Origin of the sequence: Agrobacterium sp. 33MFTa1.1, assembly GCF_004328495.1 — a bacterium.
In the GTDB taxonomy this organism is placed as follows: domain Bacteria; phylum Pseudomonadota; class Alphaproteobacteria; order Rhizobiales; family Rhizobiaceae; genus Agrobacterium; species Agrobacterium pusense.
Window position 1 is genome coordinate 916,935 of sequence record NZ_CP036359.1, and the last position, 25,138, is coordinate 942,072.

Sequence of the window (25,138 nt, forward strand, 5' to 3'; positions counted from 1 at the left end):
CATGAACCGAGCGGGGCAGGCTCCAGCGATGCCTGCGCCGGTTAGCGGGCCATAAATGTCGGCCTTGTCAGATGCTGGACAACGGAACGCGTAACCCCGCCGAACACCCATTCCCGAAGTCTTGCGTGGCCATAGGCTCCCATCACCACAAGATTCGCACCTACTCTCTCGGCGTGATCATCCAAAACGTGAGACACCAGGCGATCATTGCGCGGCACGACTTCTGCTGACACGTTTTCGACGCCGCGAGAAGAAAGATAGGATAATAAGCCTGCCGCCGGATCGCGTAGATCGCGGTTATCGTCAACGATGACAATGTGGACCGACCCGGCGAGCTTCAGAAGGGGCACGCTGGCCCTCACCGCAGAAGACGCCTCCGCGGTTTCCTGCCAGGCAATCATTACAGTCGGATTGTCGAAAACCAGCGATGCTGCGGGGTCGAACAGCACAGGCACGTCGGCATGAAACCAGGCACCGTCAAGAACGGCCTCCAAGGTGTTTTGATCGCCGAGAAGATCGGCACCGATCATGACAAGATCGGCTAGTCTCGCCCTCCGATCAACCTCGTTATCAACGCTGAACACTTCCGTATAGGCACTTTCCACATTGTAGGGGATACCCGTGCCAGCCAGGAAACCTTCGAGTTCCCGCACCGTCTTATCAATCTGCGCTTGGTCCCTTTGCCTTTCCTTCATCCAGGGAACAGAGACATTGCTGACGTGTGCACCGATGGGAGGAACGGCGGATGTGCCAATAACAAAAACGGAAAGATATCCGCAGAGGGCCTTCGTGGCGTTTACCACGGACAATATTTGGGCTTCGCCAATATTGGGACTGCATACGTGTAAAATAGCTAGGTCTGTCACTGCCGCCCTCCGCCCCTGGCATCCTGCTCAACCGCTCTTTCGACAACTCCTACATATCAAGTCTTAAGGTGGATATCTTTTTCGAATGCAATTTTTAATATATGTAAAATACCTGTTCAATGTCGAGCAATCGTCAGAAGGTCGCATATGCTTCCGTATGAAACGACAAGAATAATCCGGATGCTATTGCCAATCTTCCCAATCCTCGGGCTCGCGGTAGGCGTCGGGGCACAATACGGCAATCTTATCGGACTCTCAAAATTCGCGCTGATCGCCGGGACAATTCCGGTTCTCCTCACTCTGGTTTTTCAAATCCTGAAAAGTCTCCGCGCGGGTGAACTCGGGCTCGACCTGATCGCCATGATATCGATGACTGGCGCGCTTGTTTTTGGCGAATACATGGCGGGGGCCGTCGTGGCGCTCATGTATTCCGGCGGGCAATATCTTGAGCATGCAGCTGAAGGACGCGCCAGACGCGAGATGACCGCCCTCCTGTCGCGAGCCCCCAGGAAAGCCAACCGGCGAAACGGCAATCACATCGAGGAAGTTTCAATTGAGGAAATCGACATGGGCGATGTCCTCGTCGTACGCCGTGGCGACCTTGTCCCCGTCGATGGGATAATTGGCGATGACATCGCAACGCTCGATGAATCTGCCCTGACGGGCGAACCGCTGCCAGTCAAGCGGAACAGGGGTGAAACAGTTCTGAGTGGCGCTGCCAACGCCGGCGACCTCTTCGAAATGACCGCGACGACACGCGCCGCGGACAGCACATATGCCGGAATTTTGCGCCTGGTGGAAACCGCCCAACGCAGCAAGGCACCCATGGCGCGAATGGCTGACCGTTACGCACTTTTATTCCTGGTGGTGACGATTGGGCTTGCCTCGCTAGCGTGGATGCTGTCCGGAGATCCCGTTCGCGCGGTTGCAGTTCTCGTCATCGCTACCCCATGCCCGCTGATATTGGCCGTTCCAATCGCCTGGACGGCCGGCGTATCTAGGGTGGCGCGTCTGGGGCTTCTCGTAAAAGGCGCCCGTGTGCTGGAAGGCCTTGGAACGATCCGTATCCTCGTTATCGACAAGACTGGAACACTGACGGAAGGTTCACCAACACTTTCGGGGATCGATGCAGCAATCCCTGAGGCAGAGCTTCTGAGATTATCCGCATCCCTGGATCAGGCATCGAACCATGTGGCGGCAAAAGCCCTGGTGCAGGCAGCCCAGGCCCGCACCATGGAACTCTCACAACCGACGAACGTCGCCGAAAATCCTGGCGAAGGTGTCTCCGGCATCGTTGACGGTCGAAACGTGGCGATTGGGGGAATAGCCTATATCGCCGATAAGCTTGGCATCGACATACCACACGCCGATCGCCCCGGAACCATGGCAGCTGCGGTCGCAATCGATGGCAACTTCGGTGGCATTCTGCTCTTTTCGGACAGGCTCCGAGACGGAAGCGATGCCGTTCTCAGAAACTTCAAGGAGATTGGCGTAAACCGCATTATCCTTGCGACCGGCGACCGGCAGGATGTCGCAAAAATGATCAGTGCGGATCTGCCTCTGGACGAGGTCCGTGCGGAACTTTCTCCGGCACAAAAGATCGAGATCGTAAACGCAGAAAAAAGGAAACAGCCCGTTCTGATGATTGGCGACGGCGTCAATGACGCGCCAGCCCTCGCCGCAGCGGATATCGGCCTTGCAATGGGGGTCCATGGCTCAGCCGCAGCAACCGAGGCCGCGGATGCCGTCCTCCTTGTGGACCGCCTTGACCTGGTGGTTCAAGGCATCAGAATTTCGAGACGGTGTCGGCAGATTGCCACACAGAGCGTCGTCGCCGGCATGGGATTGTCGACGCTCGGCATGCTTGCTGCTGCATTTGGTTACCTCACAGCCGTTGAAGGCGCATTATTGCAGCAGGTCATTGACGTGGTCGTCATTCTCAATGCCCTTCGTGTACTCAACATCAGGACGGGTTGATCGACCCGTCACGCCTCCCGGACGGGTAACCAGACATGGCATCCGGTTCCCGACGACTATTTCGACGAGGGTGACCCTCTGAGACGGACCGCGATTCCCAGCATTTGCAGCGTAAACAGAGCCCTGTTTACTGTTGCGTACTTATCCTTCCTTTTCATCTCAAGCAGGATGTAAGCGTCAACGGGGGTCAGGTAGTGCACGCAGGTCTGTCCTTGCTTTTCCTTTTGAGTGCCATGTCAGGGGTATCGGCAGCGGAAGATGACGTCGACGAGTTGGCCCGCAAGGTCTCCAACCCTGCATCATTCATGATAAGCGTCCCTGTCCATTCGGATTTCGACATCGGTCGCTGGGGCGGTAGCGACACATATTCGGCAACCCTGGACATTGAGCCGGTCATACCCTTCGCGCTGAACGACGACTGGAACATGATTTCTCACACAGATTTCCCGATTGTCTACAATGATCCAATCGGTACGCCGGGGGGAAAACTGGGGCTCGGGGATATCAGTCAGAACCTCTCCTTCACACCCGCGCGGCATGGACCGCTTATATGGGCCTTTGGACCGGAATTCTCCCTTCCGACGGCCACGGACGACCGTTTCGGAACCGGAAAATTGTCGATAGGTCCTTCAGGGCTGTTACTTCTTCAGACAAAATCAATGAGCCTGGGTTTATCGGCAAGCCATCTCTGGTCGGTCGCAGGTGCGGGCGACAGACCACGCGTCAGCCAGACCGAACTGCAGCCATTCATCGCGTGGCACATTGGCGGTGGTAAGACCATTTCCGCCAATCTGGACTTCAATTACGACTGGGTGGAAAGCGATTACACCCTGCCGGTGTCGTTGTCATTCTCCCAGATCGTCAAGGTCGGCGAGCAGACCCTCAGCCTTTCGCTCGGTGCCAAGTACTATATAGAAGGCCCTGACGATGGGCCTCAATGGGGCATCAAGGCGGGCGTGACGTTCCTTTTCCCGCAGAAAACCGCCATGCAATGAGCGAGCGTGCCACCGAAGCTACTTTGCGATGAGGATAGGCATTCAGACCGCGTCCGGGGCGACAATCCGACTGACTGACACGGATGTGGTCACCTCCGGCACATCCGCCTACGGGATTTATCTTCTCGGTGGCAGCAACGTCGTAATGGAAGGTGGCTCCATAAGAACGGTCGGAACCGGAGCGAGAGCGCTCTGGAGCGCGGGCGGCGCGAACACGGCGACGCTTACCAATGCGCTGGTGGAAGCGGAAAATTCATCCGCCATTCTGGCATGGGGTGCTGGCAGCACCTTCGATCTCGACCTTTCAGGTTCAACGATGATTGGCAATAGCCGAGTGATAGAAGTCGGAAGCGGAGGGTCGCTTGATCTCGACGCGTCCCGCAGCAGCCTGACGGGTTCGGCGACGACGGCTACAGGCAGCACCTCCGATGTCTCGCTGACGAACGGAAGCATCTGGACCATCACAGGATCCTCGAACCTGACCGCCTTGTCAAACACCGAAAGTCTGATCCAGTTTTCGGCGCCATCCTCCGATCCGCTGCTTTTGCCGAGCTACAAGACGCTCTCGGTCGGCGCATATGGCGGAATTGATGGGCGTATCGGCTTTAACGCCTATCTCGAGGATGACACATCTCCTTCCGACAGGTTGATCATAAACGGCGGGACGGCATCGGGCAGCACCGGTGTGTCAGTGAACAATACAGGGGGCGGCGGAGCGCTCACAACCGGAAACGGTATCCTTCTCGTCGACGCCATCAACGGAGGCAACACCGGTGCACAGGCCTTTACGCTCGCCGGACCCGTCGTGGCAGGACCTTACGAATATTCCCTGTTCAGAGGAGCGGCGGACGGCACTGCGGCCGAAAACTGGTATCTTCGTTCGGAACTGGCACCTGTGCCCCCCGGCCCCGATCCCACGCCTCCCGGACCTGACCCTCTGCCCGATTATCGCCCCGAGGTGTCGCTCTATGCGGCGATTCCCACCATGGCGGCCATTTACGGTCGGCATATGATAGATACGCTTCACGAGCGCGTTGGTGACGAGGAGCAACGTCAGCGCTCCGAAGATGCACAGTCGCTATCGACCGAACCGCGTACATGGATGCGCGCGATCGGCCACTGGGGACATCGCTCTGGCGATCCCCGGGGGATATATGACGGTGCGCCTGAGTTCGACTATCGCTTCGCTGCGTTTCAGGCGGGATTGGACCTTTATTCCAATGAAGCCAACGGGTTGACCGATCGCGCGGGTTTATACCTTGCCTACGGTCATGGCATCATGGATGTGACCCAGGACCGGATTTTCGAAGAGCGGAGCGCAGGTCGCAACCAGTTCGACGCCGTCACGCTCGGCGGATATTGGACCCGTCTGGCAGACGACGGCTGGTATCTGGACGGCGTGCTTCAGGGAACCTGGTACGGCTTCAATACGAGATCGAACCGCAGCACGGCAATTGGCTTTCCGGAACAGGACGCCGATGGCGTGGGTCTTGCCGCATCGCTGGAGGCTGGGCGTGCTTTTCATCTCGCGGACGGCTGGCAGATCGAACCTCAGGCACAGCTGGTGCTGCAGACGATCCGGATGGGGGACTTCAACGACGGGGCGGCCGATATCGACTTCGACACGTCGAACTCGGTTACAGGCAGGATCGGAGCGCGGCTCGCGCGATCCTGGAATGCAGACGGCACGGATAAAACGTCCCAGAGATCTTATACGGTGTGGGGCCGCGCGAGCCTGTGGCACGAATTCGCGGCGGAAGCGCAGACGGACATATCGTCCGCCAACGGCCCGGTTGCCTTCGCAAGCGACCTCAAGGAAACCTGGCTCGAAATCGGGATTGGCGGCACCACACGGCTATCGCAGAGCACATCGCTCTATGGAAACCTCAACTTCAGCACGACTTTCGACGCCGACCAGTACGCCTGGAACGGGAAGTTGGGATTGAAGATGACGTGGTAGAACCGGACCACGCCTTGAAGGGATCAAAGAGCGTGCCTGGCTCGCGCGGGCGGCGGGGCACCTCTCCTGATCATCCTGGCAAATAGGAGCCTGAAAATGTGGTTTCCAATCCTGGCACGTCTTCCCTTTGCGATAGCGGGTATCATTACGGGGTGGTTCGTCGCAGATGGAACGGTCAGGTTCGACATCGTCCAGCTCGGCGTATCGCTGGTCATGCTGGCGGCGTTTCTCGCCGGCGGGCTGTATGCACCAACGATCTTCAGGTGGCTGGGAAACGTGCGGGACAGAGAATAAAACCGGCATGCCGGGCGGTGTTGCGTTGACTGATCCGCAAGGAGGCCAGCATGAGGCAAATTGTCATGTCTCGACGGAGCCGAGCTGCGGCAGCAAGCAGCCAACGCCTGAGACCGCAAGCGAAGGGCTGCCGCCTATTTTCGCCAGGCGCGGTCCATGCCATTGTGTTCATGCACGTTTTGAAGGCTAAGGCAGGTTCGCATGCAGCGATTTTCATTGGGATCCATCGATCTCAATCTACTCAAAGTCATCTACGCCCTCGTCGTCAAAGGCAACATGACGGCCGCAGGCGAGTATATCGGTCTCTCCCAACCCGCCATGAGCCATGCGCTGAAGCGCGTTCGTGCCATCACGGGTGATGAATTGTTCCGGAAGACGTCAGGCGGCTTCGTGATGACGCGGTTCTGCGCTGAGATTTTTCCGGCAGTGCGGCGTATCATCGAAGATACCGAAACCGTGATGTTGTCACATCTCAAATTCGAACCGGAAACATCGCACCGCGCCTTCAGGATCGGAATGAACGACTATTTCTCCGTCGTCCTGATGCCTCGCCTGATTGAACGTGTGCAGGCGAGGGCTAAGCATTGTGTGCTGGAAGTCATTCACATGCCGCGCACGGGCGTAGCCAACAATCGAAACTTCCTCCCCGTCGTACAGGAGCATCTCGATGAAGGCACGATTGATGTCGCCGTCATGACGGCGGACAATTTTCCGGCCCGTTACCGCTGTACCTCACTCTTTACGGAGAGGCGCGTCTGCATCATGTCGGCCACCAATCCGGCCGCGCAGAAGCCGCTGACGCTGGACGCGCTGCTGTCGCTTGGACACGTCAAGGTCACCTCCGCGCCAAGCCGTCGTGGCTGGATCGACGAGCGGCTGGACGCCATGGGGCTTGAGCGAAGAGTCGTTGCCGTCGTGCCGCATTTTTCTGCAGCGGTGGCGATCATCGCCCGCAGCGATCTTGTGGCGATCATGCCGGAAAGCGTTGCAAAACTCTTCGAACGCTCGCACGAACTGCTGCTGCTGGAATCTCCCTTTGCAGAAGAAAAACAGTCGACCAGCATGATCTGGCTTGCCGAAAAAGAACGCGATCCGGCAAGTCAGTGGCTGCGGGAGCAGATTTCCGACTGTTTCATCGGGGACGCGCCCTGATGGATCAGCGGCCTTGCAGCATCATCCGGTCGTCAACTTTGCGCGGATGAAATGATCGGCGACGCCAAGGAAATTTTCCATGGTCACCGCCGGCAATTCTTCCTTGAAGCTGCCGTCATTGCGGGCAATCGCCAGATGATCAGGGATTGCTCTCCTGTTGACGAAAACCATGTCGAGCGCCGGCAGGCACAGGATGAACTGCCCGAAATGGCCGGCGGCAACACAGGCGCCCTGCCATTCCGGCGTCTCATCCGTCACCACGGGAATCCACCAGAGATAGCTGTAGCCGGCAATCCGCGACTTTTCGCTCTCATTCATGCTTTCCGCAGGAACGCGGATCTTTGTGCTTTCTGCAACCCATTCGGTCGGCATCACCTGCCTGTCGCCCCAGCGACCCTGTCGGACCATCGCAAGCCCCAGCCGCGCCATGTCGCGCCCGGACAGGAAGAAGTGATAGGCAAGGTATCGCGATGCGCCCTCGTAACCCATCATCCGTTGGCGAGAAGGGTCGAAATCCTGCATTTGCATCGCCCCTGCGAAATCTTCCTCGAATGCCTTGAAGACACTGCGGCCGGTCAACTGTTCAAAAGCGGCCCCGAGAACGTTGAAATCCCAGTTGTTGTAGTGGAAATACGTGCCGGGTTTCTTCGAGCCGCGCTCGGGAATGTTCTTGGTATTGCTGCCGGGGCTCCCAGGCCGATGGTAAACGCCGGAACTGCTGATCAGAAGGTCCCGCAGCGTCGCCGTCTTTTCGATAGGCAACAGGCCGTGATCCTCATCGATGCCGAGGTCCGCCATGGTCAGATCGAGATCGATCTTTCCTTCGGCAACGGCTTTGCCCATCAGCATCGACAGGATGCTCTTGCGGGTCGAGGCAAGATAGCTCACCTCGGAAATATCACCGTAGCTATAGAGGATTTCGCCACCGGCAACCGCGATAAACGACGTGGTCGGCAAGGCGTCCAGAGCCGCATCGACTTTCGAGCGAACATCGGCGGAAAGACCGTGGTCGGCAGGATTAGCTACCTGCTTCCATTCCTGTGAGGGAAATTCCTGGCTTTGCTCGGCAGACAAATGTTCCAGAGGTGCTGAAACAGACATATTTCTTCCTTTTGCGGTTTTGGTTTTGGATTTGCCGACGTCAGTCGTTCAGATGGCAGGCGCTCTTGTGTCGCGAACCGACCGAACGCAGCTCCGGCCGCTCGACACGACAGCGCTCCATCGCCAGCGGACAACGCGGGTGGAAGTGGCATCCTGACGGCGGTGAAAGCGGGCTTGGTATTTCGCCTTCGATGGCGGTAAAACTGCGCTGCACGGGATCGAGGCTTGGTCGTTCCTGAAGAAGGGCGCGGGTATAGGGGTGATTGGGATGGGCGAACAACTCCTCGACGGTCGCCTCTTCCACGACACGGCCGAGATACATCACCACGACACGATCGGAGATATGCTCAACAACGGAGAGGTCGTGACTGATGAAGATGTAAGTCAGGTCCAGCTGTTCTCTGAGGTCGAGAAAAAGGTTGAGTATCTGCGCCTGGATCGACACATCAAGAGCCGCGACCGACTCGTCACAGATCAGCATGTCCGGTTGAACCGCAAGCGCGCGTGCGATGCCGATACGCTGGCGCTGCCCGCCGCTGAACTGATGAGGGAAGCGGGACGCCATTGACGGATCAAGGCCGGCGCGCGCCATCTGCTGGTTGACGTAGTCATCCAGCTCCCGCGCCGTGGTCAGCCCATGATGCAGTGGCGCAGCACCAATGATCTCACGCACCCGCTGCCGCGGATTGAGGGAGGAGGACGGGTCCTGAAAGATCATCTGGACCTTCAGCCGCGCCGTCTCCGCCTCGTCGCCCTGCATGTCCTGAAGGCGCTTGTCCCGAAAGAGCACGGTTCCGTCTGACGCCTGCAGCAGACCGGCCACCACCCGTCCGAGCGTCGACTTCCCGCAGCCGGATTCTCCGACGATACCGACGACTTCGCCTTCTGCGACAGTAAGACTGACGTCATCCAGAGCGCGGACGACGGGATTTGGGGATTTCAGGCCGATGAATTCGGCGCCACGTTCGATCAGGCCGGATTTGCGGCTGAAGCGCTTGCTGACGTTGCGGACCTCCAGTCGATTGCTCATGCTGGCGCTCCTTCCATGACGGGGTGAAAACAGCGAAGAAGTCGGCCTTCTACGGGCTCAAGTTGCGGTGGACTGAGACAGAGCTCGGTCGCTGACGAACAGCGGGGGTGAAAGGCGCAACCTTTCGGCATATTGGCAACGGAGGGCGTCGTGCCCGATATCTGTTTGAGCCTGAAACCGCGTTTGTTGTGCGCGGGAAGGCTCGCCATCAAGCCGTTCGTATAGGGATGCATGGGGCGTCGAAGCAGATCGGCCGTCTTGCCCTGTTCGGCGATGCGGCCGGCATACATGACCGAAAGGCGGTCGGCGAGGCCAGCGACGACCGAGAGGTCGTGCGTAACCCAGATGAGAGCAGTTCCCCTTTCGCGCGCGAGCTTCTGCACGATCGAGAGGATCTGCGCCTGGATGGTGACATCAAGTGCCGTGGTCGGTTCATCGGCGATAATGAGATCCGGTGACATCAAGAGTGCGATGGCGATGGCCACTCGTTGTCGCATGCCGCCGGAGAATTGATGCGGATAGGCGCTCAGCCTCTCCTCAGGGCTTGGAATGCCGACCATGCCCAAGGCATCACGCGCCCTCTCGCGGGCCACCTGCTTGCTGATATTTTCATGGGCACGCACCACCTCCATCATCTGCGTATCGATACGCAGCACGGGGTTGAGCGTGGACATCGGATCCTGGAAAATCATGGCAATCCGGTTGCCGCGAATGGAGCGAAACTCCCGTTCAGAGAGAGTCCGCAGATCCCTGCCCTTGAAAAGTATCTGGCCGCCCGTCACCTGCGCTGGCTTATCGATCAATCCCATGATCGACAGGCCGGTTACCGATTTTCCCGATCCCGATTCTCCCACAAGGCCCATCACTTCACCGGCCGCGAGGTCGAGATTGATGTCGTCGATAAGGGTGACGCGGCCTTCGGCGGTCACGACTTCAGTTTTCAAACCTTTGATTTCGAGCATGGCGGTCATTTCTGTGCAGCCTTCGGATCGAGCATTTGACGCAGGCGGTCGCCGACGAGGTTGATCGCAAAGATGGTTACGAGCAGCGCTATTCCCGGGAAAAGCGCGATCCAGTAGGTGCCCGACAACATGAATTCATAGCCGCTGGAAATGAGGAGCCCGAGCGACGGTTCGGTAACGGGCACGCCAAGGCCAAGAAAGCTGAGCGTCGCCTCAAGCGTGATGGCGCGCGCGACCTGCATGGTCAGCAGGACCACCAGCGGCGACAGACAGTTGGGCAGAAGCTGGCGAAACAGGATATTCCGGTGGGGAAGGCGCAACGACCTTGCCGCTTCAACATATTCGCGGCGCAGTTCGGTCAGTGCGGCGCCGCGGGCAGTGCGGGCATAGGTCGCCCACTCCACGAGCACGATGGCGAAAACGACGTTGCCGACGCTTTTCCCGAGCAGCGCAAGAATGAGGAGCGCCGAAAGGATGGTGGGAAAGGAGAGCTGAAGATCGACAATGCGCATCATCGCCGTCTCCACCTTGCCGCCGACATAAGCGGCTGTCAGGCCGAAAGCAGTGCCGATGATGAACGCGATGGCCGCAGATCCCAGACCGACGATCAGACTGATCCGCAGACCGTGGAGAATGGCGGAGAGCATGTCGCGCCCCTGATCGTCCGAGCCGAACAGGAAGGTGAATCCGGCGGACGCCTCCGATCCCGGCGGCATGCGGCCATCCATGATGTCCAGTTGCATCAGGTCGTAGGGGTTTTGAGGCGATAACATCGGAGCGAAGATCGCCAGAAGGGCAATAAGTATGATCAGGATGAGGCCGATGAGCGCAAGCGGTGAGCGTGAAAACTGCCGCAGGAATTGCAGCCCGGGTCGGAATTTTGCGGAGACGGGGATAGCTTGCATGTCACTCTCCCTGAAGTCGGATACGTGGATCGAGCAGCCTGTAGGTGACATCGACGACGAGATTGATGATGACGAACATGATGACCACAAGCATGAGATAGGCCACGATCACGGGGCGATCGAGCGCGGCGATACTGTCGATGATGATCTTCCCGACGCCGGGCCAGGCAAAAATCGTTTCGGTGACGACAGAAAAGGCGATTGTCTGACCGATATCGAGCCCGACGACGGTCACGACCGGTATCATGACATTCTTGAGGACATGAATGCCGAGTATGCGCGGTGGTGAAAGGCCTTTGGCCTTGGCAAACCGCACATATTCGCTGGACATCGCCTCGCGGACACCGGCTTCGGTCAGGCGCGTCACCATGGAAATGTTAAACAGTGAAAGGCTGATTGCCGGCAGCACCATGTGCCTGAGGCCATCCAGCGTGACGAAGGACCATGGAATGCCAAACAGGGTTTCGGTTGCACCGCGACCGGAACTCGGCAGCCAGCCCAGCTGCACGCTGAATATCATGATAAGCAGAATGGCTATCCAGAAGATCGGCAGGCTGAAACCGAAGATCGAACCGACCATGATCATGCGGGAAAATGGGCTCTCGGGCTTCCAACCCGCCATGAGGCCGAGGGGCACGCCGAAGACGAGCGACAGCAGGACGGCCGCAAAGGCAAGCTCCAACGTGGCCGGCAGGCGGGACAGGATCAGCTCGACAGCCGGCTCCTTGTAGACATAGCTGATGCCGAGATTTCCCTGGAGGACGCCTTTCAGAAACAGAAAGAACTGCTCGTAAAGCGGGCGATCAAGGCCGAGATCGGCGATCAGCCGGAGGCGGTCTTCATGCGTGGCTTCCGCCGGAAGCAGGGTTTCGATCGGGCTGCCTATCAGGTGAAGACCAACAAACACGATCACGGCCATTGCCAGAGCGACCAGTATCCCTTGCAACAGGCGCTGGATAATCCATAGGGTCATGATACCCTCAAAACATTGATGATGTGGCGCAGGCCCGCCGATTTCGACATGCGGGCCCTGTCAGATATACCGCATTTCAGGCTTTGCCTTCTTGCAAAAGCCGCTCATCTGCGCGCAGGAGGTGACGGTGACGGATCGAAACAATTCCGATCCGTCAGGCAGACTTATTCGGATATATCCTTCACGAGCGTACGCTCATCGATCCGCGGTGCATAGGACAGGCCTTTGCGCGTAACCCAGGCATTGCTCTGCTGGTAAAGCGGTATGATGGCGCCGTCATTTACCGCAACCTTGACCGCCTCCACAAGGGCCGTCTCGCGAGCCTTGTCGTCGTAGATCGTCATCGCCTTCGCGACGAGATCATCGAGTGCCGGATTGGAGTATCCGCTGTCATTTGAAGCACCCAGTCCACGCTTCGGATCAACGGTTCCGATAACGTTCACCAACATGGAGCTTGCATCATAGGTGGCGTTACCGAGCCCCAGCAGCTTCATGGAGAATTCCGATTTACGCGAAGAGAAGGTGGTCCACGGCAGGGCCTCCACATTCGTCTTTACGCCAATGCGCGTCCACATCTGCGCGACGGCCTGAACGACGGCAGGCGCATTGGGATAGCGGTCGTTCGGCACATGAACCGTCAGCTGGAAACCGTTCGGGAAGCCAGCATCGGCCAGCATCTTCTTGGCGCTTGTCGCGTCCGGCTTCGGTGGTTGAATGTCGTCGGTGTAGGAGAAGGCACCTTTGGGCAGCCACTGGCCGGATGCCGTGGCTGTACCTTTCATGATCTTATCGACGATACCTTGACGGTTTATCGCCACGGACAAAGCGTTGCGGACGCGCGCATCGGCAAGCGGATTTGTCTGCAGCGCTTCACCATTCGGCCCCTTTACATTGGCTTTCCAGCTCTCTCCCGAGGTCGTCGGCGCCAGATAGATCACGCGCAGACCGGGCGTGGAGACGAAGGAAAGATTTGCTGTCGACTTGAATCGCGCGATATCGGTTGCGGCGGGGGCGTCGATAATGTCGACATCACCCGCCAGAATAGCCGTGGTGCGCGCGCTGGCGCTGGAGATCATGCGGTAGGTCGCATGGTCCCAGGCCACTCTCTTGCCCCACCAGTCTGGATTGCGCTCCAGCCCAACTTCGATGCCCTGCTTGAAAGTCGAGAAGCGAAAGGCGCCGGTGCCGATTGCCGCTTTTCCGGAATTGTAGTCTGCTGTGTCCGCGCCCTCCCCGACGTGCCGGGATATGACCGCTATATTGGCAAGATCGCCCGGAAGGGTAGGCGCCGGTGCCTTAGTGGTGATTAGGACCGCAAGATTTCCATCGGTTTCGACGCTTGCGACATTTCTGATGAAACCGCCGAACCCGCCGGGGCTATTTGGAACATTTCCAGCGCGGCTGAGCGTGAAAACAACGTCATCGGCGGTGAAGGGTTTTCCGTCATGCCATTTTACTCCCTCACGAAGGGTGAAACGCCATTTGGTTTGCGAAACGGCCTCCCATTTCGTCGCAAGGCCCTCGACAAGCTGCCCTTCGGCTGTCCGCTCGGTCAGCCTGTCGAATATCTGCATGGCGATACTGTTGTTTGGAGAGGCATTATAAAAATGCGGATCAACCGATGTCACGGTGCCGCTCAATCCTACCTTAATATCCTTCGCAATAGCCGGAGAAACCGCAAAGCTGGCGCAGGCCGCCAAGCATAGAAAAACCGCACTTTTCCTCATTTCGTTCCCTTTTTTATTGATTTCTTTGAGCGATGAACCGCCTTGGCCACGTTGGCTCGTAAAGTATTATTCCGGCCTCCGCCTGATTTATCAAATGAATGTTTTTTCCATTCATCATTCGCCAGGCGAATATACGGCCGCGCCAAAGTCGGTTCAGGTGATCGAGAGCAACGTGCAAGGGAACTGGCCGGTCGCCTGTAATTCGATTGTGTCAAGGACAGCCGTTTATAGACGGCGCTTCCGAGTACTCGTGAAAAGAGCAGGTTGGCGGCCGCCGAGAAATAACGCGCTGAAACCGCTTAGCGAAAATCTGTCTGCGTATAGAAAACCGGCAATATGGGTATCATTCCCAACTCTTCGCCGGCAATGCTGTCGCTAATTCGTACTGAAGCAACCGCGGCGAAAGGCGGATGTAATCCCGAGGTGTTTTCGGATTGCGCGGCTCTTCACGTTTTGAAATGAGCAGTCACCGAAAATGAGTTCCCATCGGCGAACTATGCGGTCATGTCTTGCTCAGATCGTATGGGCACCTGCTCGACGAAACGCGAAGCAAAGAGTTGACAATATGGAAAATCCGGTTGCGTTGAATCGTCTTTCCGAAAACACGATCTTCCGTAAGGGCGATGTTTTCGTACTCTTCGGCGAATTGTTCGGTCGCGGGTATGCCACCGGCCTGCTAGACGAAGCCAGACGGGCTGAAATGGAGATTGTGGGGATCACCGTCGGACGGCGGGACGAGAATAACGCCCTGCGGCCGCTCGACGCCGAGGAACTGTCTTCTGCGGAGGCCCAGTTGGGCGGTAGGATCATCAACATACCGCTTATGGCGGGTTTCGAACTCGATGCGCCAGCAGGTGGCCCGACTCCAACCGACCTTCTGGCAAAGATGACGCTTGAGAGCTGGGAACACGACAGGCTCGACTGGGACTATCTGGAGCACTGCCGTGACATTGCCACTGCGCGTTTCAAGGCATCGCTGTCAAAGGTCATGACCGCTCTGGACGGAATGATCGCTAATGGCCGCAATGTTTTCTTCGCCCACACAATGGCCGGCGGCATTCCGAAGGCGAAGACATTCCTGGTCGTCGCCAATCGAATCTACAAGGGAACCGGCCCCCGCCACATGTCTTCTCAGACGCTGCTCGACAGCGATATGGGAAAGCTCATTCTGCAGAATTTTGACGATGTTTCTGCGAACACCTTTCGCCATCTCATCGACTTCAGCACAGCGATCCGCGAGCGCATCGAAGCCTCGGGCGGACAAGTGCGATATACGGCCTATGGCTATCACGGATCGGCGGTCCTGATCGATGGGAGCTATCGTTGGCAAACCTATACCAACTACACCCAGGGATATGCGAAGATGCGTCTCGAAGGCATCGCCGAGGATGCCTGGGCGAAAGGCATTAAGGCAACCGTCTACAACTGCCCTGAAATCCGGACCAATTCGTCCGACGTGTTCACCGGTATCGAGCTGCCCCTGATACCGCTGCTGCTTGCGTTGAAGAAGGAAAACGGGAGCGAATGGGCCGACGAACAATGGCAGGCCTGCGAGCAGCTACTCATGGACGGCTTAACCATGAACGATGTTTTCCGGAAGATCACCGACATGCAGGCCAGCGATGTCATGCGTCCATTCTATGATTTTTCGGCATGGCCAATGGCAAACAGCCAGGCACAGGCCGATTTGACCATCGGCACGTCAAACGAGATCACCCGGATGCATCGGGATGGCAAGACGATGATTAGTGATCTCCTGAGCAGTCTCGTTGTGACTGCAACAGGGCAACTGATCTTTAGCGAATCGTCTGAACCCGCGGGTCCCGTCCTCTGGCTCAATCACGATATTGTTGCCCGGCGACTTAACGCTTCCCACCTGCATTCTGAGTCTTCTGCGCCGCTCGTCGCTCAGGGGACGGCATCCCCGCATCCTGAGATGGCGTGACGGCCTCCCTAACCTGGCTTGGAAACCAGGCGTCTTGGCCTGGAGCGACAAATCCCGCCAGGGGAACGCCCCTCCAATTGGTCCCGTGTACTGGCAGCTTGTCGCAGGCGTCATAAGAAGCGAGTCCGTTGGAGCATCCAAGAAGGGCCGAAGCTCTTTTTTCCGCGACATTGGAACAAAATCGGAAGTGGCCCATTTCATCGGCGTACAATTCTCAGGGCGCTGAATGATCGACAACCAGAACTCCCGGCAGGACGCCAAAGACGCCGGTGAGCGTCTTGTGTCAGCCCATGCATCAGAAGATCCGTTTGCGGCCGCATTCAAGGCCACCCGCATGCCGATGCTGATTACGGACCCACGGCAGCCAGACAATCCCATCATTTTCTGCAACAAAGCGTTCTGCACCCTCACCGGCTACGAGGTTGGCGAGCTAATTGGACGCAACTGCCGACTCCTGCAGGGACCACAGACCGATCCGGACGCAGTCACCAAACTTCGTGACGCCGTTGCATCGCAAAAAGACATTGCCGTCGATATCCTCAACTACAGGAAAGATGGATCCAAATTTTGGAATGCACTTTTCGTAAGCCCGGTGCGCGACGTGTCCGGAGCCGTGATCTACTTTTTCGCCTCGCAGCTCGACTTCACCAATATCAAGAGTAAGGAAGCCGAACTCGCCCGCGCCCGGCACATTGCCGAGGAAGAAGTAGCGCTTAGAACGGCCGATCTGACCGAGGCCTTGCGCGCAAAAACGGCGCTCGTCCATGAGGTCGACCACCGCGTGAAAAACAATCTTCTGACGATCGCTTCCATCGTCAAGCTCCAGGCACGAATGACAGATAACGAGGTCGTCGAGCGGACACTGATGTCCGTGCTGAACCGCGTCGAAGCACTGAGCACCGTTCAACGCAAACTTCTGAACGATGAGGATGTTGGCCATTTCGACGTGGCGGATTTCGCCAACACCCTGATGCTGGACAAAATCGGTGCCTTGAAACGGACCGATATCAGTCTCACGACAGACCTTCACGAGGTCGTGGTTCCAGCAACCAAGGCATCTCCTCTGGCCTTGATCATCAACGAACTCATTGGAGACGCGATTGGCCGGGGACTGAAAGAAGGCGGTGGTGAACTGCATCTGGAAGTGAAGCGACTCAACGGTCACTTCCTCATTCGGGTCGTTGACACCGTTGTCCCGGTGGAAGTGGATAGCGAACAAGCCGCCTTCAGCAAGAAGATGCTGGAAGCGTCACTAAAGCAGTTGCGTGCAACGATCGTAAGGACCGTCGATGGTCGCCGTACTGACGTGCGGGTCACGCTCTCTGTAAAAGACTGAAAGGATATCGCGTGAAAATCTTGATTGTTGAAGACGAGGCTTTGCTGGCTATGGAGCTTGAGAGCGAGGTCGAAGAGGCCGGGCACGAGATCGTCGGCGTCGCCGCCGAAAGCAAGCAGGCTCTATCCTTGATCGAAAAGTCCTCGCCACAGTTCGCCTTTGTGGATATTCAGTTGCTGGACGGTCCCACGGGTATCGACGTCGGCCGTCATCTTGCGTCCCGTTCGATTCCCTATGTCTTCGTTTCCGGAAATCTGAAGCGGATTCCTGAGGATTTTGCGGGCGCCCTTGGTGCGATCGAAAAACCTTACACCATGAACGGACTGCAAAATGCGCTGGAATTCATCGACACCATTGTGAACGGTGAGCACCAGTCCGTCACCGCGCCTCCTAGCCTCGTTTTGTCACCCCGTTTGCTCGCCGCTCTGTCGGCGTGAAACGCACGCGTGATTAGGGATTGACCTTGAACTCACCATCTGAACGCATTGAAGCCGTTCGCAATTCTGGTTTGCTTGATGTTCAGGGCCAATCCGAATTCCAGGATATTATCGAGGTTGTCAAAGCCGGGCTGAAATCTCCGGTGGCACTGATTTCCATTCTTGATGAGCACCGGCAGGTCTTCATCGCCCATCTCGGCCTTCCGGAAAAATGGGCCGAGGCGGCAGAAACGCCGCTGACGCATTCCTTCTGCCAGCACGTGGTTCGCGACAAGATACCCCTCATTATCGGGGATGCTACGCTCCACGACCTCGTCAGGGACAATCTGGCCATCGCCGATCTCGGCGTGATTTCATACATGGGTGTTCCGGTCACCATGCCGGATGGCCTGGTAATCGGTGCGCTCGCGGCAATCGACGGAGAGCCGCGAAACTGGACCGAAAGCGAGCTGGAGTTGCTGAGCCGGATCGGGCGCGTCGTCTCCAATCAGATTGCGACCTTCCTCTCCGAGCGTCGATGGGGAACACTCTTTCAACAGCTGGAAGAAGGCATCGTCGTCGGCTCCGTGATCCGCGATCTTGAAGGATCGATCATCGACTGGCGGTTTGATACAATCAACCCGGCCTGGAGTGTTCTCCTTGGCTTGCCCGGAGATGGTGTCCCGGGCCGAACAATGCGGGATGTCTTCCCCGACTTCGAGGAAGAATGGATTTCCGATGTCGCCGAAGCGATGGAGACCAGGCAAAGCAAGCGTTTCACTCGCAAGATTCGCTCCCTGGATCGCTGGTTCGACGGCTATGTCCAGGCGACTGGCAACGATAAATTCGTCATCATCTTCGTTGACGTCACCGATCGGATGCGGGCGGTGGAGGCGCTACGCAACAGCGAGACGAAGCTGCGACTGATCGTCGAAGGCGCCAAGGATTACATCATCCTGACGCTTGATGAAAACCAACGCATCACCAGCTGGTTCGGCGGCGCGGAGGAGACTTTCGGCTGGTCGGAAGCGCAGATGCTCGGCAGACCGTTCGAAGAAATTTTTACACAGGAAGATCGGGCGGCGAATATTCCGCAGTTTGAGATCGAAACGGCGGGCCGCGACGGTGTTGCACTTGATCGCCGATGGCATCTTGCCGCCGATGGTACGCGGGTTTTTCTTGACGGCACCATACGCCCGATGCCCAATCACTCCTCATCCCATCTTTCCGGCTTCATCAAGGTTGCGAGAAACGCGACAGCCCAAAAGCTGTCGGAAGACCGGCAGCTCGCTTTTCTGGAGCTGGGCGAAAAGATCCGCGAACTCGACTCGGTCGCCGAGGTCGCTTTCGCAGCAGCGGAAATCATGGCTCGAAACCTGCAAGGGGCAACGCGAGCCGGTTATGGCATCGTCGATCCGATCGCCGAGACCGTGGAGATGCTGCCTGACTGGCGCGCGCCCGGGATGTTCACCGTTGCCGGCCAGCATCAATTTCGCGATTACGGTTCCTATATTGAAGACCTGAAGCGTGGCGAACTGGTCATCATAGCTGACGTTGCGGCCGATCCAAGAACCTCGGCGTCAGCGGAGCTTTTGAACTCGCTGGGCATCTCCGTCCTCGTCAACGTCCCTATTCTTGAGCGGGGCGCTTTCGTCGGCGTCATGTTTGTGCATTACGAAAAGCCGCACGAATTTTCTTCAGAAGAACGGGATTTCGTGCGGACGATTGCCGATCGCACCCGCGAAGCAATATCGCGGATACGTGCGGAACAGGAACAGCAGGTTCTCAACCATGAGATAAGCCATCGGCTAAAGAACACGATGGCGATGGTTCAGGCAATTGCGACCCAGACCCTTCGGCCCGTCACCGACAGAGCGCCCGTCGAAGCGTTTGTCAGCAGACTGCACGCACTTTCAAAAGCGCATGAAGTACTGCTCACTCACGACTGGTCATCGGCGCGTATGATGACCGTGATCGATACCTCACTTCGACAACTCTCTCTTCCGGATCGTTACCGTCTGTCAGGTTCCGACCTTGAAATCGGGCCGCGGACTGCGCTCAGCCTTGGCCTTCTCATGCACGAACTCGGCACCAACGCCCTGAAATATGGCGCCTGGTCGAGCGACAGTGGAAAGGTCATCGTGACCTGGAGGGTTGAGCCCGTCGGTGGCGATGGCATGGTTGTTGTCGAGTGGAACGAACAGGACGGCCCGCCGGTGGAACTGCCGTCGGCAAAAGGGTTTGGATCGAAGCTGATCCGCATGGGCCTCCTGGGAACCGGGGGCGTCGAGATCAATTACGATCCTGACGGACTGCGTGTGACCATGCAGGCGCTGGTTTCACAGCTTGAGCAGTGACATCGAGCCGAAGCCATAATGAGGGGCAACCATGATCGGCAAACCAGTTTTCGACCGACCGTCCATGGCTGCCGACTGCAACTGTCAGCACCAGGGCTCACCGGTGAAATACCTGCTAGTTTAGCGCTGAACCTGCAGTTAAGGATGTAGCCGAACAGCTCCAATATGGCTCAGCAAGCACTTTGAACGTGGCCTTCGCCCGGCGCATCGGCATTCCCTCTTCCTCTATGCGCCCTCATGACAGCGCGCAACGGCGAGGGGAAGGAGACAACCAATGGAATTCAGACAATGATGTTGGAGTATCGGCAATTTCTTGGCTGGCTGGCCTACTGAAAGAGCCGCCATCGAGGACGGCAGAGGTCGTCTGTCTAATTGGGAACCTGTTGGGCGAGTAGAGTTGTCCGGTAGCGCTGATCTGGCGTTTCTAGACCAGATTGGCACTTTCTCCTTGGACCTGAAAACGGCTGATAAGAATTGTCCTCAGGCTGGTAAGACCGATACCGGCTCATACACCAGGCAACATGGTCGTCGTTCAGCGAGGCGATTTGCGGTCGCTTCTCCGTCTCGACCAGATCTATCGGTGGGACGCAGCGCCTGCGCGGCCCGCCACTGAAGGGTTGGTAACTTTTATCGGCCTTCACATACGACCGGTATTTGCGGGAGCACCATTCATCTGATTTGTGCTCCGCGACATCAATCTCAGTCGCTTTTCCAAGCGGTAGACCGCTATCTTCTATGGATGGCTTCCTTCGCGGGACATCATTGGAAGCGAGGAGCGCGTCATCAACGTCAGCCGGTAAACGCTCATAGGCTTGCTCATTTGGATCAACACGCTTGACCTGCGTGGTCCACAACGGCTCCTCATTTACATCAAGAATGACAGGTGGCTGGGACTGTGACCTGAGATCGGATGCAATCCTCATTCCACCGCCAACAACGGGTAATGAGCAGAGAAACAGTAGGGAGCCGACGATAACGTTTTGCATGGCGCATCACTAAAAAGCATCGAAATATCGCCAGAGCAGCAGGACGGAAAATTTCGTGCCGCTCGGCACACGGGTAGCCGATCAAATTGTTGGTCGCGCCACCGCGACCAACGCTGAGTGGCCGGGAAAGCTGTCAGATCGAAAGAACGTCGATGATCTTACAGCCTGCAGGATCGATGAACGACGACGTGACATCTCGCCTCCATCGATCGCCCGGGTTACCGGCTTAGTTCATGATCCTGATGACCTTGCGGGTGCCGGGATCGACGATCGCGGTCTTTCCGTTAACGACGACGTAGCTGTAGGTCACATCCGGTGCATCAATCCTGTGCAGCTCCACCGTTTCCGGAAGGGCAGTGCCAACCACGACATCGACATTTGGCACATCCACTGAGGTGACCGTGTGCGCAGTCACGTATTTCTGGATCACAACTTCCTGTTCCGGGCTGATCACGACGGTCTGCGCGTGCAGAACGCTCGACGTGCCCATAACGATCATTGCAGCCGTCATTGCGAGGACTCGGGTTTTCATATCATTCCACCTTGGCAAGTGTTGCTTTTTGCCTGCGGTTGCAGGTGGGATTTCAAGCAAATTGCGCGGAAAGTGTTCCAGACAGGGCACAAAGTCCTATGCCCGGAACTGATGCAGATCGAAAAATATTGTTTGGCTGTAGAAATTCTGCCTGAAGGAGGAACACCCATGCAGATGAAACAGCTTTCTTTCCTGACGTTCGCAATACTGGTCGCCGGCGGAGCTCAGGCTCAGGAATCGACTGTAACCGGCGCCGCTGGCGGCGCGATTACCGGGGCAATCGTAGGCGGCCCGGTCGGCGCAGCCGTTGGTGGCGTCGTGGGCGCCGTCGCAGGCACAGCTATCGATCCGCCGCCCCCGCGCGTCGTTACCTATGTTCGGGAGGCTCCGATGCCGGCCGAGACAGTTGTCGTGAAGGAAAAGGTCGTTGTGGGCGAGCCGCTTCCTTCGACTGTGGTCATTCATCAGGTTCCGGACGAACCGAAATATTCTTATGCCATCGTCAACAAGCAGCGAGTAATCGTTGAACCGACCACGCGCAAAGTCGTGCAGGTTATCAACTGATGGCATTGCCTGCCGGGTTTTCTTCCCGGCAGGCCTTTTCCTGGGGGAATAAATTAGTATTTTCAGAAATAAAAAATCTTAATGCCTTCAGGCTTCGCTTTCCGTCCTCGAGATCATAATTTACTGTTGTCTGAAGTTCGCTGGGCTGACCCTCGGCGGCAAAGTCACAGGCACGCGTGTCACTATGTCAGGTCGCACAATCACTCGTCTTTCATCGAAGACCTTGGGCTCATTGTCACTCGCCCAACAGTTTTTCCTCGCCGGCGGTCTTGTTACGTTGGGTGCGACGGTTTTGATTGGATTGCTGGTGACAGATCAGATTGTTGAGACTGTAACAAGGAATGCAGGCTCGACAACCGCGCTTTATGTCGACAGCATCATTGCGCCTATCCTGCCGGATCTTACCCGCGCGGCAAAACTCGACGATTCCATCGAACGAACGCTGGATGAAACTCTGGGACAGGGTGCACTGGGCAGACGACTGGTTTCCTTCCGGCTGTGGACGAAAGACGGAACCATTATCTACTCGAACGACAAGCGGCTGATGAACATGGTCGTGCCACCTGGCGAAAACAGGACAAAAGCGTTTGCCGGCGAGCTCGTCGCAAATTTCGAAGAGGCAGGAGACCCAGAGAGCGACGCGGAGCGAGCGCTCGGGGAACCCCTCCTGGAGATATATAATCCCGTCTTGCAGCCATGGTCGGGAGAGGTGGTTGCCGTCGCAGAGTTTTATGAGCGGGCAACGGATCTTGAGAAAAGCCTGGCGCGAGCGCGCTGGAAGAGCTGGATCGTCGTCATCGCGGTTGCCTCTGCATTTTTCGCCGTTCTTTCCACAATTGTGCTCAAGGGCAGCAGGATGATCCGGCATCAACTGCGTGAGATCGAGGACCTGGCGCGTCGCGTGCAGAAAGGATCGCAGCGCACGGTGGCCTTGAACGAGCGGCTGTTGCGCAAGATCGGTGCCGATCTGCACGATGGGCCTGCACAGCTCATCGCCTACGCAGCACTTCGGGTGGACAGCGAGAAGCTCGTCAGTGACCAGACAAGTCGGAATGAACGAGAATCCGAGACGACATCGATCAAGGCCAGTCTGGATGAAGCTATCCGGGATATCCGCAACATCTGCCGCGGCCTTGTTTTGCCGGATATAGAAAATCTGCCCATCGAAGACGTTGTTGGTCGGGCAGTTGAACATCATCAGTCCCGTGCTGGTACGCGAATAACGACCTCAATTGAGGATGTGAACGCGCAAGTCGGAGTTCCCGTTAAAATCTGCGCTTATCGGTTCGTCCAGGAGGGTCTGAACAACGGTTGGCGCCACGCAGCATCAACAAATCAATGCGTGTCACTCCGACAGGAAGGCACAGAGATCGTCGCTACTGTTTCAGACGGCGGCAGTGGTTTTTCGTTCGACGAGATTGGACCCGATTGCATCGGGTTGTCAGGCCTTAAAGAACGAATTGAAAGTCTGGGAGGCCGTTTCGAAGTGCAGACATCGGCACGCGGAACGCACCTCACCATGAGACTGAACACCGTCGATGTGAGCGATCCATGACAGAAAATATAAAGGTCGTCATCGTTGATGATCACCCGATGTTTCGCTCGGGTGTATCGCAGAGCCTGAAAGAGTGTGGTTTCGACGTCCTGGGCGAAGGAGAAAACGCCGACGACGCACTAGCCCTTGCGACCAGATTAGCGCCGGACATCATCCTTCTGGATATCTCGATGCCCGGCAACGGCCTAGCGGCGATCAAATCCATATTGAGCCTGTCTCCGTCCATTCGAATTCTCATTCTCACAGCATCTGAGAGCGTGGATGATCTTCAGACAGCAATCCAGTCGGGCGCGGCGGGATACGCCTTGAAAGGCGTCGGCTCTCGTGAGCTGGTACAGATGCTGCGGACCATCGCAGACGGCGGGCGTTACATTCCACCCGAACTGGGCGCCAAGTTGCTGGCTGAAAGAAAGGCCGCATCGGAACTGATCGAGCAGCGTCAGGATCTGAGCAGAAGAGAGCGGCAAGTCATGGACCTCATCGCCATCGGAATGAGCAACAAGCTTGTCGCCCGCAAACTGGATCTCCACGAGAAAACGGTGAAGCATCACGTGACAAGGATTTTTGCCAAGTTAAAGGTCAGCAATCGCACGGAGGCGGCACTTCTTTGGAGAGATCGTATCTCTGCTCAGCGTGAGCCCTGAAACCTTGAACGATCCTTGACCGTCGCAAGCCGATCAACGATGACACGGCCCTTATTGTCGCGCATCGAATACCGGCCTTTTCGTAAAGTCTCGGTGATGCCATTGGCGTGGCGCACTTCGAGAGCCTGGCCAGACTGCTGAACGCCAGCCCGGTTCTGACCGGAATTTCCGGCTGCTCCAGGATCTGGTGCTTTCCCGCTTCCGCTTCCGCTCTCGTTTCCGTTCCCTTTGCCACCTCCATTTCCATGTCCGCCATCATTGCTGCCGCCGTTGCCGTTGCCGCCACCGTTCGCGCTTCCGTTTCCGCCGCTGTTACCGCCATTTCCGTTTCCATTGCCGCCGCCGTTGTTTCCTCCGCCATTACCGCCGTTATTCCCGTTACCGTTGCCGCCGCCGTTGTTCCCTCCGCCATTACCGCCGTCATTCCCGTTACCGTTGCCGCCGCCATTGCCTTGAGCGACAGCAACCCGAACACCAGCGGCCTGCAAGAATTGGACAGCGATCAACGCAACCACGGGCCGTCCGACCATGGGAAAGGTGAAGAGGTACTTAAGCATGTTTCTTCTTGTACGCACTCCGTTCTCCATATCTGCCGTCCTGCCGGAATGGACGCGAACCAATTATCTCTGCGCAGGCTGCCAGAGTTTGGCTCGGTTGAGAACTGACCTGGGGTAGTCTTGAACCCGCTTGTTCTGAAATAATCGCCGTCTGAAAGCGACTGACGTGATGGTTGCACAAGAGCCGCGCGTAAAACAAAGTGAAGAAACCCTGCACTTTCCCGCTGGCTCAGCGCGACCAAAAAAGCAACGTCGTCTCAAAAGTAAGCGTCAGCAGCTCCCGTCCGTATCGCTTTTCGGATGA

General features: G+C 57.1%; 22 protein-coding genes. 12 read left to right on the plus strand and 10 right to left on the minus strand.

Features of this window, described 5'->3' with window-relative positions:
- Nucleotides 1–41: 41 nt before the first annotated feature.
- The gene (locus tag EYD00_RS18025) at nt 42–866 is read right to left on the minus strand and encodes a universal stress protein (protein WP_131258892.1); all 825 of its coding nucleotides are present in this window, start codon (nt 864–866) and stop codon (nt 42–44) included.
- Nucleotides 867–1,046: 180 nt separating this feature from the next.
- Here EYD00_RS18025 and EYD00_RS18030 point away from each other — a divergent pair, with 180 nt between their 5' ends.
- The 5 genes from EYD00_RS18030 (at nt 1,047) to EYD00_RS18050 (ending at nt 7,244) form a co-directional block, all read left to right on the plus strand.
- A complete protein-coding gene (locus EYD00_RS18030) occupies nt 1,047–2,843 on the plus strand; it encodes a heavy metal translocating P-type ATPase (protein ID WP_081859439.1) in 1,797 nt (598 codons plus the stop codon).
- Nucleotides 2,844–2,947: 104 nt separating this feature from the next.
- Complete coding sequence (locus EYD00_RS18035; protein WP_131258895.1) at nt 2,948–3,838, plus strand: transporter; 891 nt, start codon at nt 2,948–2,950, stop codon at nt 3,836–3,838.
- Nucleotides 3,839–3,866: 28 nt separating this feature from the next.
- The gene (locus EYD00_RS18040) at nt 3,867–5,798 is read left to right on the plus strand and encodes an autotransporter family protein (protein WP_051674184.1); all 1,932 of its coding nucleotides are present in this window, start codon (nt 3,867–3,869) and stop codon (nt 5,796–5,798) included.
- A gap of 96 nt (nt 5,799–5,894) precedes the next feature.
- Nucleotides 5,895–6,092, plus strand: coding sequence for a hypothetical protein (locus EYD00_RS18045; RefSeq protein ID WP_034497494.1), 198 nt, complete (start codon nt 5,895–5,897; stop codon nt 6,090–6,092).
- Between the two features lie 201 nt (nt 6,093–6,293).
- Nucleotides 6,294–7,244, plus strand: a complete 951-nt coding sequence (locus EYD00_RS18050; RefSeq protein ID WP_034497496.1) for a LysR family transcriptional regulator — start codon at nt 6,294–6,296, stop codon at nt 7,242–7,244.
- Between the two features lie 21 nt (nt 7,245–7,265).
- Here the strand turns inward: EYD00_RS18050 and EYD00_RS18055 are convergent, their stop codons facing one another.
- The 6 genes from EYD00_RS18055 to EYD00_RS18080 form a co-directional block, all read right to left on the minus strand.
- Nucleotides 7,266–8,345 (minus strand): serine hydrolase domain-containing protein, encoded by a 1,080-nt coding sequence (locus tag EYD00_RS18055; protein ID WP_034497497.1) that lies wholly within the window; start codon nt 8,343–8,345, stop codon nt 7,266–7,268.
- Nucleotides 8,346–8,385: 40 nt separating this feature from the next.
- A complete protein-coding gene (locus tag EYD00_RS18060) occupies nt 8,386–9,375 on the minus strand; it encodes an ABC transporter ATP-binding protein (RefSeq protein WP_034497499.1) in 990 nt (329 codons plus the stop codon).
- Complete coding sequence (locus EYD00_RS18065; protein ID WP_034497501.1) at nt 9,372–10,346, minus strand: ABC transporter ATP-binding protein; 975 nt, start codon at nt 10,344–10,346, stop codon at nt 9,372–9,374. Before EYD00_RS18065 ends, EYD00_RS18060 begins: the two co-directional genes overlap by 4 nt.
- Nucleotides 10,343–11,242 carry an ABC transporter permease gene (locus EYD00_RS18070; RefSeq protein ID WP_034497503.1) on the minus strand — a complete coding sequence of 300 codons (900 nt, stop codon included), beginning with the start codon at nt 11,240–11,242 and terminating at the stop codon, nt 10,343–10,345. Before EYD00_RS18070 ends, EYD00_RS18065 begins: the two co-directional genes overlap by 4 nt.
- Nucleotide 11,243: 1 nt before the next feature.
- Nucleotides 11,244–12,215 carry an ABC transporter permease gene (locus EYD00_RS18075; protein ID WP_034497506.1) on the minus strand — a complete coding sequence of 324 codons (972 nt, stop codon included), beginning with the start codon at nt 12,213–12,215 and terminating at the stop codon, nt 11,244–11,246.
- A gap of 164 nt (nt 12,216–12,379) precedes the next feature.
- The gene (locus tag EYD00_RS18080; protein ID WP_286084890.1) at nt 12,380–13,843 is read right to left on the minus strand and encodes an ABC transporter substrate-binding protein; all 1,464 of its coding nucleotides are present in this window, start codon (nt 13,841–13,843) and stop codon (nt 12,380–12,382) included.
- 664 nt (nt 13,844–14,507) lie between these two features.
- Here EYD00_RS18080 and EYD00_RS18085 point away from each other — a divergent pair.
- The 4 genes from EYD00_RS18085 to EYD00_RS18100 all read left to right on the plus strand — a co-directional run bounded on the left by EYD00_RS18085 (nt 14,508) and on the right by EYD00_RS18100 (nt 19,996).
- The gene (locus tag EYD00_RS18085; protein WP_034497511.1) at nt 14,508–15,887 is read left to right on the plus strand and encodes an enoyl ACP reductase FabMG family protein; all 1,380 of its coding nucleotides are present in this window, start codon (nt 14,508–14,510) and stop codon (nt 15,885–15,887) included.
- A gap of 226 nt (nt 15,888–16,113) precedes the next feature.
- Nucleotides 16,114–17,223: a PAS domain-containing protein gene (locus EYD00_RS18090; RefSeq protein ID WP_006697873.1), complete on the plus strand. Its 1,110-nt coding sequence runs from the start codon at nt 16,114–16,116 to the stop codon at nt 17,221–17,223.
- An 11-nt stretch (nt 17,224–17,234) separates the two neighbouring features.
- Nucleotides 17,235–17,660, plus strand: a complete 426-nt coding sequence (locus tag EYD00_RS18095) for a response regulator (protein WP_004446066.1) — start codon at nt 17,235–17,237, stop codon at nt 17,658–17,660.
- Nucleotides 17,661–17,686: 26 nt separating this feature from the next.
- On the plus strand, nt 17,687–19,996 hold the full coding sequence (locus EYD00_RS18100; RefSeq protein ID WP_022563204.1) for a GAF domain-containing protein: 2,310 nt from the start codon (nt 17,687–17,689) through the stop codon (nt 19,994–19,996).
- A 368-nt stretch (nt 19,997–20,364) separates the two neighbouring features.
- Here EYD00_RS18100 and EYD00_RS26370 read toward each other — a convergent pair whose 3' ends face one another.
- Together EYD00_RS26370 and EYD00_RS18110 are read right to left on the minus strand one after the other, a co-directional pair.
- Complete coding sequence (locus EYD00_RS26370; RefSeq protein WP_022563205.1) at nt 20,365–20,982, minus strand: BA14K family protein; 618 nt, start codon at nt 20,980–20,982, stop codon at nt 20,365–20,367.
- 226 nt (nt 20,983–21,208) lie between these two features.
- The gene (locus EYD00_RS18110) at nt 21,209–21,514 is read right to left on the minus strand and encodes a DUF1236 domain-containing protein (protein WP_034497513.1); all 306 of its coding nucleotides are present in this window, start codon (nt 21,512–21,514) and stop codon (nt 21,209–21,211) included.
- 168 nt (nt 21,515–21,682) lie between these two features.
- On the opposite strand from EYD00_RS18110, the gene EYD00_RS18115 reads away from it, so the two are divergent.
- From EYD00_RS18115 to EYD00_RS18125, 3 genes are all read left to right on the plus strand, one after another.
- Nucleotides 21,683–22,078 (plus strand): DUF1236 domain-containing protein, encoded by a 396-nt coding sequence (locus tag EYD00_RS18115; protein ID WP_004446075.1) that lies wholly within the window; start codon nt 21,683–21,685, stop codon nt 22,076–22,078.
- Nucleotides 22,079–22,262: 184 nt separating this feature from the next.
- Nucleotides 22,263–23,633, plus strand: coding sequence for a sensor histidine kinase (locus tag EYD00_RS18120; protein ID WP_022563206.1), 1,371 nt, complete (start codon nt 22,263–22,265; stop codon nt 23,631–23,633).
- Nucleotides 23,630–24,277, plus strand: a complete 648-nt coding sequence (locus tag EYD00_RS18125; protein WP_022563207.1) for a response regulator — start codon at nt 23,630–23,632, stop codon at nt 24,275–24,277. The genes EYD00_RS18120 and EYD00_RS18125 overlap by 4 nt, the downstream gene beginning before the upstream one ends.
- Here the strand turns inward: EYD00_RS18125 and EYD00_RS26435 are convergent.
- Nucleotides 24,262–24,765, minus strand: a complete 504-nt coding sequence (locus EYD00_RS26435; protein ID WP_112636311.1) for a hypothetical protein — start codon at nt 24,763–24,765, stop codon at nt 24,262–24,264. The genes EYD00_RS18125 and EYD00_RS26435 overlap by 16 nt on opposite strands.
- Nucleotides 24,766–25,138: the final 373 nt, after the last annotated feature.